Genomic DNA, 14,139 nt, shown 5'->3' with positions numbered 1-14,139 from the left:
TCCGCACGCAGTCGCCAGCGGTGCTCGTCGCCCCACCCGACGTCCCCGTGGAGATAGACGACCTGGCCCTCTTCGCTGCCCCATACGACGACCCAGGTGGGCCTGCCGTGGCAGCCGACAAGCTCTGGCGGGTGAGCGGAGCGCAGCCGCGTTAGGGCCTCGGTGGACAGCCACTCGGGCTGGCAACCTGTCCAGCCGCCACAGCCGCAAGCCTCGTGGGCGACGAGCGCACCACCGTCAACCAAGCTCCTGCGCGACCGTACTCCGCCCGGGTTCGTGTGGACGCGGTGATGGCGATGGCCGAGATCGCCAACTGGGAGTAGGCGGGCTAGACCGTGTGGGTTCGCGACGACTCCGGTTCCACCCCCGCTCACTCCCGCGATCAGGGGTCTGCGGCCACCCGTTTAACGTCCTACTTGGGCACAGGGCACCGCGAATCTGACGCGGGGCTGGTGGTGTTGATCGCTGAGCCTCGGCGGTAGCTACGGCAAATGGCAGTACGCGTTTGACCTCGACCTGTCGGTCCGGAACGCGAGGATAGAAGTACAGCCGAAGCCGAAGATCCGTGCCGGACACCTCGAAAGCCGACAGCCACGACGACACCCACTGATGCGATGAGCCTGTTGTGACCCGTCCGAGCATGCCGCAGTGGGTGCGTCTGACCGCCGCCTGCGGGATGCCGGGCGTGCCTGCGCGACGCACACCCAGGTCAAGTCCGTATCGGTGGTGTACGACGGTGATCCGTCGGGGTCGTTCGGTTAGGCGGTGATCGCCGCGGCGATCAGGTCGTTGGTCACCTCCTCACGATCGTCGTCGGTGGTGCGGTCGGTCAGGACGGCTCGGGCGTTCCTCAGCGCTTCCAGGCCGAGGTAGCGGCGCTGCTCGGCCCACTCGTCGTGCTGCTCCGCCAGGACGGCCCCGACGAGGCGGATGATCGCCTCCCGGTTGGGGAAGATGCCGACGACGTCGGTGCGGCGGCGGATCTCACGGTTGAGGCGCTCGTTCGGGTTGTTGGACCAGATCTGGCGCCAGATCTCCTTCGGGAACACGGTGAAGGCGAGGATGTCGGCGCGGGCGAGCTCGAGGTGCTCGGCCACGGCGGGGAGCTTCTCGTACAGGCCCTCGAGGACCCGGTCGAACTGGGCGTTCACGGCCTCGGAGTCGGGCTGGTCGTACACCGAGTGAAGTAGCGCCTTGACCCACCCCCACTGCGACTTCGGCGTCACGGCCATCAGGTTCGCGGCGTAGTGGGTGCGGCAGCGTTGCCAGGACGCGTTCGGCAGGGTTGCCCCTATGGCCTCGACGAGGCCGGCGTGCGCGTCGCTCGTGACGAGCGCGACGTCGGTGAGTCCGCGGGCCGTCAGGTCCCGGAAGAACCCGAGCCAGCCAGCGCTCGATTCTGTTGTGGCCGTGTGGATCCCGAGGACCTCACGGTAGCCGTCGGAGTTGACGCCGGTCGCGACCATCACCGCCACCTTCACGACCCGGCCGGCCTCGCGGACCTTCATCGTCAGCGCGTCGGCCGCGACGAACGTGTACGGCCCCTCGTTCAGGGGTCGGGTGCGGAACGCGGCGACCTGCTCGTCGAGGTCCTTGGCCATCACCGACACCTGCGACTTGGACAGGCCGGTGATCCCGAGCGTCTTGACGAGCTTGTCCATCCGCCGGGTGCTGACGCCCAGCAGGTAGCAGGTCGCCACGACCGTCGTCAGCGCCGCCTCCGCACGGCGGTGCCGCTCGAGCAGCCAGTCCGGGAAGAAGGTCCCCTCACGCAGCTTCGGCACCGCGACATCCAAGGTGCCGGCGCGGGTGTCGAGGTCACGGTGCCGGTAGCCGTTGCGCGTGTTGACCCGGTCGGGGCTGCGGACCCCGTACTCGGCGCCGCACACGCTGTCGGCCTGCGCGGACAGCAACGCGTTGACGAACGTGCCGAGCAGCTCACGCATCAGATCAGGGCTCGCCTGGGACAGCTGTTCGTGCAGGAAAAGGGCAGGGTCGATACTGGTGTTCGCGGTCATCGCGATGCTCCATTCGAGGGTTCTGTGAGAGGTTCACTCGAAGGATCACGCGGTGACCGCACCTGCATGTGCAGGGACACGCTCACCGGTGTCGTCGTACACCAACGCTATGGACTCAACTCACACCCAGACCGGTCCATGCCGCCAGCGCGCCAGGTCTCCGACCATACTGACGGCCACATCCGCCCTGTCGGAATGGCTGGCAACTCGTGCAGCGGACGACGAGGGGACGTCTGTAGGTTGGGCCGACATCGTGAAGAACCGCGAGGAGGCCACGATGAATGTCACCGGCGCCCACCAGGTAAGGACCGTGCCCTCGCCGGCCAGGTCCGGCGTGCTGGCGACGTTGGCTGCACTGGTGATCGCTGCGACGTGGTGGTTGGCGCTGCAGCCGGGAGCAGCCGATGCGCAGACCAGCTTCGTCTCATGGATCAACGACCCACCCCCACCCCTCGGGACCGTGCTGGCCGTCACCAACCCGCTGTTCCGCCCCGTGCCCCTGGCAGTGGTCGGGCTCACCCTCGGCGGCTGGGTCATGGCCACAACCCGAGGCGCTCGATGGGAGGTGCTGCGGGCGATCGTCATCAGCGTCGCGATCTCCGAGGTGATCACCCAGACGCTCAAGCGCTTGGCCCACCAATCCCGACCGACCGCGTCGATCGTCGGGCTGGACGTGCACGGTTACCCCAAGGACCCCTACGGCGACGCCTACCCCTCCGCCCACACGAGTGTCGCCGTCGGCCTCGTCGCGGCGCTGTGGCCCTGGCTGACATGGCCGCAACGGATTGTCGGCGTGATCCTCGCTAGCCTGGTGGCGCTGAACCGGCTCTACATTGGCGCGCACTGGCCCGTCGACGTGATCGGGGGCGCCGCGATCGGGCTGCTCTCCGGATGCGGATGCTGGTTCGTGGCCTCGAGATGGCCCATCGCGGTGGCCGCCTGACAGCGCTCGTCATCCGAGCAGGTTCACGGGACGGACTACGCAGCGGTCGTGCGCCCTCGCGAGCCGAGGCGAGGCGGCTGCAGGGTCGTGGTCACGAGGGCCGGAGGTGGCGGGCTCGGAGCATTCGCCTCACCACGTCTGCCCGGGCTTTGACGGTTCTGCGGACCACGGGTGCGGCGGTCTCGGCGGCCGTCTCGATGCGCCGGATGTCGTCCGGCTCGATGGCGAAGGTGGGGAACAGTCGGCTGGTGATGGTGGGGATGTCCAGGCTCGTGAGGTGCAGCTCGGGAAGGAGATCCAGGTAGCGCTGTGTGTACGGCTGGAGGAGGTGGTCCTGTCCCGGCCTCCAGAAGGAGTTCGCGACCTGGACAAACGACCCGATGGGCACGGTGCGGCTGACCGCCAGCGCCTGCCACACCGCCTCCTTTGCGGCGGGGTGTGGCGTCACGGCCGTAACGGCGAGCGCGCTCACCCAGGCGTCGGGGTCGGGGTCGCGGTCTCGCAGCGCTTGGACCTCGGCGTCCGTCGCGCCTCCCAGCTCCGCCGTGCGGGCCAGCACGCGCCACCGGAGGGCCACGTCGTCGGGCGCCTGCTCGAGCAGCCACGCCAGCTGGTCGAGGTCGGCTGCGGTGCGCGCGTGCGCACGCAGCGCGACCCGGCGACGGTCCGGGTCCCCGGCCAGCCGGCGGCAGGTTGCGGCCACCAGGTCGGTGAGAGTCGCCCGCGCGGAGTCCGGGCACCACAGCTCAGCCATATCCGCTGCCAGGGTGAGGTACGGCTCGATGAGCGAGTGCGAGGTCTCGACGGCGAGGACCGCTGTCACGGCGTGCACGACCTCGGCCGCCGATGCATCGCCGGCGACGAGCTGGTTCCACAGGGTGGTCACCGCGACGGCGCGTGACATCGGGTCGGGCAGGTCGGCAGCGAGCCCGACGAGCGCCTCTTGCGCGGCAGGGTCCAGACGTACGGTGGCGAAGGTGAGGTCTTCGTCGTTGACGAGACACAGGTCGGCATCGGTCGGCAGGTCCACAGGGGTGCGACCACCGCGGACCTCGACCCGGACCAGGGCCGTGCGCTCCAGCGCTTCGTCGTGTCGACGGTAGGCGCCGACCGCGAGGACGTGCCGCCGGGGTGGACGGCCGGGTCCCGACGCGCGGAGCTCGGTCAGGTCGCCGTGCCGCTCAACAAAGAGATCATCGGTGCCCGCCGCGTCGAGCCACTCCCTCTGCCACCCTCGAAGGTCGCGTCCGCTACTGGTCGCCATCGCGTCCATGAGGTCTTCGAGCGTGCTGTTGCCCCAGGCATGCTTGGCGAGGTAGGCCGCCAAGCCCGCGCGAAAGGCCGGCTCACCCACGTAGGTCATTAGCTGGTGCAGGGCCGAGGCACCCTTGGCGTAGGTGATGGCGTCGAACCCGGACGCGGCGGCCGCCACGTCCGGGGCCGGTTGACGAATCGGGTGGGATGACGGTCCTTGGTCCGCCAGGTACGCCTTGACCTTCTCCACGACCAGGTGCACCGCTCTGGCGTCGGTGTGCCTCGTCGCCTCCACCGCGGCCCAGTTGCTGGCGAACTCGGCGAAGGCTTCGCTGAGCCACAGGTCGTCCCACCACCGCATCGTGACGATGTTGCCGAACCACAGGTGGGCGATCTCGTGGAGCAGGTACCTCGACAGAAGATCCGACTCGGCCCGGGTCGGCGGCGTCCGCCGCAGAAAACTGTCCGACCAGGTGATGCATCCGTAGTTCTCCATGGCTCCCCCGAACTCCGGCATGAAGGCCTGGTCGAGCTTGCGCTGCGGGAACTCCATACCGAAGGCCGAGGCGAAGAAGCCGAGTCCCTGCCTGGTGAGGGTGAAGATCTCCTCGGCGTCCCGCTCGAGGACGTCGGCGAGCGAGCGGCGGGCCAGAATGCCCAGGTCATGACCGTCCGCGTCGCGGCGGACCTGGTGGAAGGGTCCCGCGTTGACCACCGTGTTGAACGTCGACAACGGCGGGGTATCCGGGAACGTCCAGCGACGCGCGTCTGCAACGTCCTCGACAGCCGGGTCGCCACTGTTGCTCAGCACCATCCAGCTGCGGGGGGCGGTGACGGTGAAGCCGTGCGGGGCCTTCAGGTCCGGTTGGTCAAAGCACGCGAACACATGGTGGGCCTCGTCGGGCTCGAAGGACAGCCACACGTACACCTCCCCGTCGGTTGGGTCGACCGCCCGATGCACCCCACGACCCTCGGTCGTATTCGCCTGGACCGACGACACCCGCAGCGTGTTGTGCTCGGCCAGGTCAGGCAGAACGATCCGACCCCTCACCGGCGGTGCCAGGGCAACGCCATTCAGGCTCGCCTCCAGGACGGTCGCGGCACAGTCGACGAACGTCTCCGCCCCCGGCTCCCGGCACCCGAAGGTGACCTGCGAGACGCACGCCACCTCGGCCCCCGCCAGCAATCCCGTTAGGTCGACCGTCATGTCATACCGGCCGACCATGACCAGACCCGCTCGCTCGTGCCCCTCGACCTGGGTAAGGCTCCGGACGTCCACAGTGCCGTCCGCCGCCTCGTCCTGCGTCATGTCGCCCTCCCCAACATTGTCTTCAGGAGCCCCTCCCCTCATGGTGCACGAGCCACCCGCCGGACGCCCCTTCAGAGTCTGCGGGTCCTCGCCGATGAGTGTGGGGGTGGAGGTCGCCCGAAGGGGTCTGCCTGCCACTCAAATCGGTTGCGGCCTCGATGAATCCGCTCGCTGGCAGGCGGTGATGACGACGTTCGGGCGGGCATCGACGGGCTGGGCCAGCGCGCCTGGCACGACTGACGTTCGCCCGGTCTGACCAAGTCGCGGGGCCAACTCACGATCAGCCACAACCGGACCGGTCCCGATGGCCAAAGCTGGCCCGTGAGTGATGCGACTGGCGAGGCGGCCCTCGCGACCCTCGCCGGACACTATCCAAGCGGTCCTGGAAGTGCGTCTATCCGGCACCTGCCGGGCGCATGCGTCTCGCCCACATGCCGATGGGCGGGCTCAGGAGACCTGCTGGTCAGCAGGTCCGTTCCGGCGGTCACTTCAGCTGGTGGTGTCGATGCTCAGAGCGGTCAGGGCGTCGAGCTGGGCATCCTCGAGGACAACGTCCGCGGCCGAGGCATTGGCCGTGATCTCATCGACTGTCTCGGCACCGACGATGGCGGAGGCGACCGCCTGGCGGGACAGAAGCCACGCGAGGGAAATCTGGTGGGGCCGCAGACCCCACTCCTCGCTGCACCTCTCGATGGCCCGTCCCACGTCCAGCTCTGCATCGCTGAACCCCGGACCCGAGAACCGCATGTCCCCTTGGACCTCGCGCTCCAGAACGCCCATCCCTGCGAGCAGGCCACCGTGCAGGGGAGCGTACGGGACCAGGGAAAGACCGAACTCGACACACGCCGGAGCCAACTCACGCTCGGCAGCGCGGTCGATGAGGTTGTACTTCACCTGGACACAAACGGGAGCGTGCAAGCGGCGGTCATCGGCGATCCACAACGCTTGAGTGACCTGCCACGCCGGATAGTTGGACAGCGCCACGTACCGCAGTTTGCCCTGCCGTACCAGGTCGTCATACGTCGACAGGGTCTGCTCCAGAGCCGTGTCGGCATCCGGGGCATGCGCGTAGTACAGGTCGATGTAGTCCGTTCCCAGCCTGGCCAGGCTGTCCTCGACCTGCTGGATGATGTGCCGGCGTGACAGCCCACGGTCGTTCACGCCCGGCCCCACCACTTCGCGCGACTTCGTCGCCACCACCACCTCGTCACGCCGACCGGCGAGTGCTCGCCCGAGGATGACCTCGGCCGGTTGCCGTTCGGACGCGGGCGGCGCGCCCGCCCGGTCGAAGGTGGGCATGTGCCCGTAGACGTTCGCGGTGTCGAAGAAGTTGATGCCCAGGTCCAGCGCGGCATGGACCACCCGCTCGGCATCGCGCTCATTCGGCGCCACCCCGAAGGTCGCGGTCCCTAAGCAGATCCTGGAGACGTTGACGCCTGTAGGCCCCAGCGACGTGTACTCCATCAGCCACCTGATCTCAGCTGTCGAGCCCGCGGCGCGCACGGGCACCTCCGCGGCCTAGGCGCTGACAAACCTACTCACGCAGCCCGGCGCCACCGGGCTGTGAGCTGCGCAAGAACCATGACCTGAGCCGGGCGTCCTCTCCTGCCGCGATCAGCGCAGTCGTACTTATGCGCGGGCACCGCCCCACCGTCCGAACGCCCATGCCACCATGAGTGGCAGCTCACGGCGCCAGAAGGCGTCGCCATGCGATCCGACGCGCTCGGTCATGAGGACGTCCGCGCCTGCTTCGCGGAACGCTGTTGCCCAGCGGGAGGCATTCTCGTGGAAGAACGGCTCCAGGGTTCCGGCAACGAAGTACGCCCTCGGCAGCGAGCTCGGCATCGTCGCCGGTGGTTGGAAGCCCGCTCCCGGAGAGGTACAGAAGACCGCACCGTAGATGTCTGGATGCCGAAGTCCCAGGGCGAGCGCCAGCTCGCCACTCGCGGAGACCCCATACACCGCGGTGCGCGCAGCGGGCATCGCCAGCCCGAAGCGCGACTGGACCCATGCGCGGACGTCCTTGACGAAGAACGCCTCATGCGCAGCGAACCGCTCCGGGTCGAAACCGGGTGAGTACTCGTGCAGGCGCAGCGCCTCATCAGCCGAGCGGTGAACTCCGACGATCAACGTGGGAGGTACATCGGCCGCCTCGAGGTCTGTCCCCCACCGTGCGAGAAGCTGACCGTCGCCGGCGAACACCACCGCCTCGATGGGATGCGGCGGGACGTACGCGGTGACCTGGCGACCGCAGTCATAGTCGAACCCCTCGCTGACGAACTCGCCAACAGTGGATGGCAACGTCACCACCGCCTCCCGTCAACGGTCATGATCCACCGCGGCACCGAACTCGTCGAGGGGTGTACCCACTGCCCGCCGAGGAAGAGATATGCCGCGCTGGGTCGAACGCCGAGGATTGCCGCGCTGCACGTCCGCTCCCGCTGATGGCGGGCTGGCGGACTACTGCTGCAGCTTCGCCAGATTGCCGGGCCTGAGCATCCATAGGACAGTCCCAACGCGGTGAGCCCGACCCAACCAGCCGGAGGCAGCGAGTTCCGCAGGATGATGCGGCGGCGTAGGCAGAGTCAATGCATCTAGCTCCCTGTTCGGCAACGGGGCAACTGTTCGGAGCGACATCAGAACTCGGTGACCGGACGGATCTCGACGACGGGGTGGACTTTGACGAGCACCGCTGCCGCCTCGACGAGGGCGTCGTAGTCGTCGCACGTGACGAGGAAGAAGCCGGTGAGCTGCTCGGATCCAGGCCGCCACGGGCCGGCCGAGACGACCGTTCGAGAGTCCGAGCCGCGACTGAGGGTGCGTGCATACCTGCTGTCCTGCAGCCCAGCTCCTCCGGTGACGGCGCCGCCATGAGCTGCGAGCAACTGCCCGAACTCGTAGTCGGTGTCGAACGTGACTTGGCGCTCTGCGTCAGTGGCAGCCCCCCACTCGAGCTCGTCGTCGGCGGGGAACATGACGGCGTACTGCGACATGGCTATCCTTCTGTTCGGCCGATGTTGATGCCGTCAACAATCGCGCACGTCATGAACCAATGGGGACTTGGGAGGCGCTTGCCTTCTGGCTTCCACCTGACGTCCGACGATGCCGCCGATCGGTCGTGCCGAACAGCGGACGTCGTCACAATGTGGTGACGAGGCTCGGGACGCCCGATCTGTCGCCACGCTGACTCTTACGTTCAAGCCATGACCCCGTCAGCTCAGCATGTCAGGAGCGCAGCCGTCGTCCTCGTCGCGGCGGCGCTCTGCGGGTGCGTGCAGCCGGTCCGGATCGCACCCACGGCAGCAGTGTTGACGACCGTAGCGGTGCCTGGCTGCCCGCCGGTGGTCATCAAGCCGGCGCAGAGCGCGCTGATCGACTTCACTGACTTTGTGGTGCACGACGGGGTCACGTACAGCTCCCGGCCCGAGCGGCCCCAGACCTCGACACCGAAGCAGCTCGGTCCAGAGCTCTTTCGGGTCTCGTGCACGTTCTCCAAGCTCAACGAGATGACTCAGTCAAAGTTGCCGGACGCGACCGAGCACTCGGCCGGGTACATTCCAGCCCAGTCACCAGTATTCGAGATGACAGGGTGGCCGGCGGCCTGTCGACTCTTGGCGCAGCATGACGGGGCTTGGTACGTCTACGTCGCCACGATCGAGACCGGAGATACATCGATGTACAACGAGTGCGGGCTGGAGCGAAGCCGGCCGACGGCCGAGGCGGCACCCTGAGCACGACCAAGTCTGGCGGCACCCTCGACCCTCACGTCGACAAGGGTTCGCCCGACGACACCGCCGCCGGCGAGGAAGATGATGGGTGCGGTCACGAAGGTCTTGCTGAATCGCACCGACTGGCTGACGAGCACGACGACCAGCAGGGCGAAGACGCTCAAGGCTCCGGTCATGTGGCCTTTCTGGTGCTCCTCGATCAACGACATGCAGGGTGCCTACGGACGAGCGACGCACCTGAACCCGACGTGACCGGTGGTGCTGCGCACCCCGTGGCCCTGGCGGGCCGCAGGGCGATAGCGGTGGCAGTAGGACGGCGCGCAGAGGTGGGATCCGCCCTTCGTGACGCGTCGGTCTGCCTCGGAGAGCCTCACCGGGGTCTCAGGGGCACAGCACGAGTGGTGCTCGTGCTCCGGCGTCTCCATGTTGGCGGCGGACGAGGGATCGCTCGGTGTCCCCGGCCGGTCGGTCCACGGGCTATTCGTCCACTCCCAGACGTTGCCGGCGACGTCGTAGAGGCCGAACCCGTTGGGCGGGAAGCTCCGGACGGGCGACGTGCCGAGGAACCCGTGCGGGTGCAGGTTCTCGAACGGGAACCGTCCCACCCAGGTGTTCGCCATGAACAGCCCGTCGGGACAGAACTCCTCACCCCACGGATAGGTCGCGCCGTCGATGCCGCCCCGGGCGGCATGTTCCCACTCGGCTTCCGTCGGCAGCAGCTTGCCGGCCCAGTTGGCGTACGCTGTCGCGTCCTCCCAGCCGACGTGGACGACAGGGTGGTCCGGCCTATCGTCGATGCCGCTGCCCGGACCTGTCGGGTGACGCCAGTCCGCGTCGGGCTGCCAGCGCCACCAACGGGTCCAGTCGTCGAGCGGCACCGGCCCACGCGTCGGGGTGAACACCTGCGAGCCCGGCACGAGGAGCTCGGGGTCGGCCCCGGGGAAGTCGTCCGGCGTGGGCGCACGCTCGGGCACGGTCACGTGTCCCGTCTCGGCCACGAACCGCGCGAACTGGTCGTTCGTCACGGGGTGCTCGTCCACCCACAGGTCGCCGACGGTGACGCGGGTGACGGGCCCTTCCTCCGGGTAGAACCGCTCGCTGCCCATGGCGAAGGTGCCTCCGGGTACGTAAGCCATCCCGGCGCGGGTGACGGCGGTCGGCGACACGTTGCTGAGGCCGCTACTACTGCCTGGCCATGGCGATACGGAGGCGTTCCTCCGGGTCGATCATATGGTCGTGGTCGTCGTCCCCGAGGTCGATCTGCACCCAGTGGATCTTCCCGGTGAAGCGGCTCGTCGCTGGCGTGTAGTCGGGGGTGACCGTGGTTCCGGTCTCATGGCCGATGTCGGTGGTCTCGTCGGCGGAGAAGATCATCGCCTGTGTGGCTCCGACCCGGCCGCGGCCCACCGCGGACCCGTCGTAGTACAGGGTCACCGCCCCACCCCTGGCCAGTCCACCTCCGTCGTAGGCGAACTCCATTCGCACCTGGTGCGTCCCCGCGGGGATCGGCGTCTCGGCCTCGACCGCGAACTCCTGGATGCCGAGGAGGTTGTAGACGAACTTCGCCTTGGCGTCCTTGACGTAGACGGCCCAACCGCCGAATCGGCCGCCCTGCGCGATGATCACGCCATTGGCGCCGCCGTCGGAGACGTCTACCTCGGCGGTGACGGTGAAGGACTTGTTCTTGATGCTCACCACACTGTTTTCCGAGAGCCGGCCCATCCCGGGGTAGAACAGCTGGGACGTGCCGCGGATCAAGGTGGGGCGGCCGGCCATGCCCGGGTCGAGTCGCTCCGAGGTGCGGTCATCCATCGGCAGCACGTTGTACTTGGCGGCTTCGATCAGCCACAGCCGTTGCAGCTTGGCGAGCATCTCGGGGTGCTCGGCGGCCAGGTTGCGCGCCTGGCTGAAGTCGGTCCCGCCGTCGTAGAGCTCCCAGACATCGTCGTCGAAGGCGGGCAGGTCCCCGCCCACCATCACCCAGGGGGTGCGGTGTTTGGTGACCGCGCTCCACCCGCGGTGGTAGATGCCCCGGTTGGCGAACATCTCGAAGTACTGGAGGTCGTGGCGCTCCGGAGCCTCGGCATCATTGAAGGTGTAGAGCATGCTGGTGCCCTCGATGGGCGACTGTTGCACGCCGTTGACCATGGTCGGTTCGGGCAGGCCGGCAGCCTCGAGGATCGTCGGCGCCAGGTCGATCAGGTGGGTGAACTGCGAGCGCAGTCCGCCGCGCTGCTCGATCCCCTTGGGCCAGTGGACGATCGTGCCGTTGCGGGTGCCGCCCCAGTGGGAAGCGACCTGCTTGGTCCACTGCAAGGGGGTGTTCATCGCCCAGGCCCAGCCGACCGAGTAGTGGTTGTACGAGGTGGGAGTACCGAGCTCGTCCATCTTGCTCACCATGAACTCGGGAGTCTCCAGGGCGGCCATGCCGTTGAAGTTGGCCATCTCGTTGAAGGCGCCGTTCATGGTGCCCTCGGCCGACGCGCCGTTGTCACCGATGATGTAGTAGATGAGCGTGTCGTCGAGCAAACCCAGGTCGTCGATCGCGTCGATCAGCCGGCCCACGTGGTGGTCGGTGTGCTCGAGGAAGCCGGCATAGACTTCCATCTGGCGAGCGAGCACCGGCTTGAGCTGCTCGGGCATGTCGTCCCAGGCGGTGATCTCGTCGTGCCTGGGGGTGAGATCGGCATCGGCGGGGATCACGCCGAGCTCCTTCTGCCGGGCGAAGGTGTTCTCGCGCAAGGTATCCCAGCCGTCGTCGAACCGACCGGCATACCGCTCCGCCCATTCCGTCGGTACGTGGTGCGGTGCGTGCGTCGCGCCCGGCGCGAAGTAGATGAAGAAGGGACGGTCGGGCATCAGGGCCTGCTGCTGTCGCACCCAGCTGCACGCCCGGTCCGCGAGGTCCTCGGTGAGGTGGTAGCCCTCCTCGGCAGTGGCCGGCGGCTCGACGGGGGTCGTGCCGTCGTAGAGGGCCGGGTCCCACTGGTTGTTCTCTCCACCGATGAACCCGTAGAACGTCTCGAATCCCCCGCCCCCCGAGGGCCACGCGTCAAACGGACCCATCGGGGAGGACTGCCAGACAGGGACTTCGTGGCACTTGCCGAACTGTGCAGTGGAGTACCCGTTGAGCTTCAGGGTCATCGCCAACGGGGCCTTGGTGTTGGGCCGGACCGAGCTGTTGCCGGGCGCCGACGTGGCCGTCTCGGTGATGCTCCCCATCCCGACCGAGTGGTGGTTACGCCCGGTCAGCAACGCGGCCCGTGAAGGGGCACAGAGGGCCGTCGTGTGGAACCGGTTGTAGCGCAGGCCGCCGGCAACCAGCCGTTCCGCGACGGGGGTGCTGCAGGGACCGCCGAAAGCGCTCGAGGCCCCGAAGCCCACGTCGTCGAGCAGGATCACCAGGACGTTGGGGGCCCCTTCCGGAGGAAGCAGCGGCTCTATCGGCGGGAAGACGGTGTCCGGGTCCTTGGCGTCGTAGGTGGTCAGACCGGGCGCCGCCCGATCGGGTATCGGCAACATCGTTCGCGCGTGACGGTCATTGCTCATCGGAACCCTCCCAGTGCGAGCTCGTCGGCCGGAAGAGCACCACGAGACGCGACGACGCTAGGCCGGAACGACGTCGACCGGCATCAACCTCACGGAATGATCCGAGGCCGACCGACTCCGCAGGTCGATGGGGAACCATTGCCCGCCCGTTCCGGACGGCGGTAGTGTGACGGACCATGGGTGGGCGGGGTGTCGTCCCCGGTTCCATCGGGCGGATCAGGCCAACGCACCTGCACGACCGACCTTTTCTCTCCGGTTCATCACCGTTGTGGTGTCTGCCTGAAGACGCGGGAGGCGAGATGGTCACGCATGCTGCTCACGAGCAGAGCAGGCTCTCGTCCGGGCCCCGCGGTAGTCGCCGACCCACCCACGGGTCCAAGGCCCAGGCGACAGACCAGGTCATCCCGGTGACCCGCCATTCCGGCGCTGCCACACCGGCCGACCACGGCCGGCCGATGACAGCGGCACCCACCTGCAGGAGCGACGGGTCGCGACAGCGCCCCTGACCATCGGGCGCGGTTCGGCCCGCCAACCAGAAGGAACTGCGATGACTGTGACATCGCTGGACGAGCTAGGCCCCGTCGACTATGTGGTCGTCGAGTTCCCAGCAGGAGCAAGCAACTTCACCGGCGAGATGGCCAAAGAGCTGATCGCTCTGGTCGATGCCGGGACGATCCGGGTGATCGACATCCTGATCCTGACCAAGGATGCGGATGGATCCGTCGAGGCCAACGAGCTCGCCGACGTCGGGGACCTCGGGGAGCTCCAGAAGCTCGAGACAGAGCTGGCAGAGCTCCTGGCGGCCGACGACGTGGAGAATCTCGCGGCCGCCATGGACCCGGGAAGCACGGCCGGCGTCCTGATCTGGGAGAACTTGTGGGCCGCGCCGTTCGCATCCGCCGCACGGCGGTCGGGCGGACAGCTCATCGCAGACGGTCGAATCCCCATCCAGGCCATCATCGCCTCGATCGAGGCCGACGACAACGCGAGCGAAGGAGAGTGACATGCCCCTACGAGCAGCTCGGATAGGACGGGCCGGCGTCATCGGCCACCCCGTGGCCAAGACCGCTGTCGTCGCCAAGGCAGTCTCACCAGGCCCGTCGCCGGTAGCCAAGACCGCAGTGGTCGCGGCTGCCGTCACCCCTGGCCGACGCCGGCGACGCATCTAGGGCGTGTCTCTCAGTTCGCGGAGCACGGTGACGAACGCGCGGAGGACGACTCCGCGCCGCACGCCCGACGGGCGCAAGCTACGAAGCCCTGGAGCCTCGCGCGACGGAAGTGGTCAAATGCCTGAAAGCTCCGACCGGCCTGTCGCTTCGTTGCCAAGAGCTAACCTCG

Annotated in this window: 10 protein-coding genes; 2 read left to right on the top strand and 8 right to left on the bottom strand. The window is 67.9% G+C overall.

The window, feature by feature from the left end; translation table 11 throughout:
* Window positions 1-758: 758 nt before the first annotated feature.
* Entirely contained in the window at window positions 759-2,018 is a 1,260-nt protein-coding gene (locus NR112_RS15890; RefSeq protein ID WP_256795274.1) for an IS256 family transposase, read from the bottom strand.
* Between the two features lie 253 nt (window positions 2,019-2,271).
* Between NR112_RS15890 and NR112_RS15885 the strand changes: the two genes are divergently transcribed.
* Window positions 2,272-2,961 carry a phosphatase PAP2 family protein gene (locus NR112_RS15885; RefSeq protein ID WP_256795273.1) on the top strand — a complete coding sequence of 230 codons (690 nt, stop codon included), beginning with the start codon at window positions 2,272-2,274 and terminating at the stop codon, window positions 2,959-2,961.
* 91 nt (window positions 2,962-3,052) lie between these two features.
* On the opposite strand, the gene pepN is transcribed toward NR112_RS15885, so the two are convergent.
* The 7 genes from pepN to NR112_RS15850 form a co-directional block, all read right to left on the bottom strand.
* Entirely contained in the window at window positions 3,053-5,524 is a 2,472-nt protein-coding gene (gene pepN / locus NR112_RS15880; protein ID WP_256795272.1) for an aminopeptidase N, read from the bottom strand.
* A 489-nt stretch (window positions 5,525-6,013) separates the two neighbouring features.
* Window positions 6,014-6,988, bottom strand: a complete 975-nt coding sequence (locus tag NR112_RS15875; RefSeq protein ID WP_256795271.1) for an aldo/keto reductase — start codon at window positions 6,986-6,988, stop codon at window positions 6,014-6,016.
* A gap of 165 nt (window positions 6,989-7,153) precedes the next feature.
* A complete protein-coding gene (locus NR112_RS15870) occupies window positions 7,154-7,831 on the bottom strand; it encodes an alpha/beta hydrolase-fold protein (RefSeq protein ID WP_256795270.1) in 678 nt (225 codons plus the stop codon).
* 329 nt (window positions 7,832-8,160) lie between these two features.
* On the bottom strand, window positions 8,161-8,517 hold the full coding sequence (locus NR112_RS15865) for a YciI family protein (RefSeq protein WP_256795269.1): 357 nt from the start codon (window positions 8,515-8,517) through the stop codon (window positions 8,161-8,163).
* 647 nt (window positions 8,518-9,164) lie between these two features.
* On the bottom strand, window positions 9,165-9,428 hold the full coding sequence (locus tag NR112_RS15860; protein WP_256795268.1) for a hypothetical protein: 264 nt from the start codon (window positions 9,426-9,428) through the stop codon (window positions 9,165-9,167).
* A 42-nt stretch (window positions 9,429-9,470) separates the two neighbouring features.
* Window positions 9,471-10,388: a formylglycine-generating enzyme family protein gene (locus NR112_RS15855; RefSeq protein ID WP_256795267.1), complete on the bottom strand. Its 918-nt coding sequence runs from the start codon at window positions 10,386-10,388 to the stop codon at window positions 9,471-9,473.
* 46 nt (window positions 10,389-10,434) lie between these two features.
* Complete coding sequence (locus NR112_RS15850; protein ID WP_256795266.1) at window positions 10,435-12,801, bottom strand: arylsulfatase; 2,367 nt, start codon at window positions 12,799-12,801, stop codon at window positions 10,435-10,437.
* 547 nt (window positions 12,802-13,348) lie between these two features.
* Here NR112_RS15850 and NR112_RS15845 point away from each other — a divergent pair.
* Window positions 13,349-13,804: a DUF6325 family protein gene (locus NR112_RS15845; RefSeq protein WP_256795265.1), complete on the top strand. Its 456-nt coding sequence runs from the start codon at window positions 13,349-13,351 to the stop codon at window positions 13,802-13,804.
* Window positions 13,805-14,139 lie beyond the last annotated feature (335 nt).

It is taken from the genome of Terrabacter sp. Ter38, assembly GCF_024519435.1.
In the GTDB taxonomy this organism is placed as follows: domain Bacteria; phylum Actinomycetota; class Actinomycetes; order Actinomycetales; family Dermatophilaceae; genus Terrabacter.
Note: the sequence above shows the minus strand (reverse complement) of the source record. Positions and strands in the feature narration are given on the sequence as shown.

Coding starts and splice junctions, on each gene's coding strand:
- NR112_RS15855 (WP_256795267.1), bottom strand. CDS start 10,388: ATGGCTTACGTACCCGGAGGCACCTTCGCCATGGGCAGCGAGCGGTTC.
- NR112_RS15850 (WP_256795266.1), bottom strand. CDS start 12,801: ATGAGCAATGACCGTCACGCGCGAACGATGTTGCCGATACCCGATCGG.
- NR112_RS15865 (WP_256795269.1), bottom strand. CDS start 8,517: ATGTCGCAGTACGCCGTCATGTTCCCCGCCGACGACGAGCTCGAGTGG.
- NR112_RS15860 (WP_256795268.1), bottom strand. CDS start 9,428: ATGACCGGAGCCTTGAGCGTCTTCGCCCTGCTGGTCGTCGTGCTCGTC.
- pepN (WP_256795272.1), bottom strand. CDS start 5,524: ATGACGCAGGACGAGGCGGCGGACGGCACTGTGGACGTCCGGAGCCTT.
- NR112_RS15875 (WP_256795271.1), bottom strand. CDS start 6,988: ATGGAGTACACGTCGCTGGGGCCTACAGGCGTCAACGTCTCCAGGATC.
- NR112_RS15890 (WP_256795274.1), bottom strand. CDS start 2,018: ATGACCGCGAACACCAGTATCGACCCTGCCCTTTTCCTGCACGAACAG.
- NR112_RS15845 (WP_256795265.1), top strand. CDS start 13,349: ATGACTGTGACATCGCTGGACGAGCTAGGCCCCGTCGACTATGTGGTC.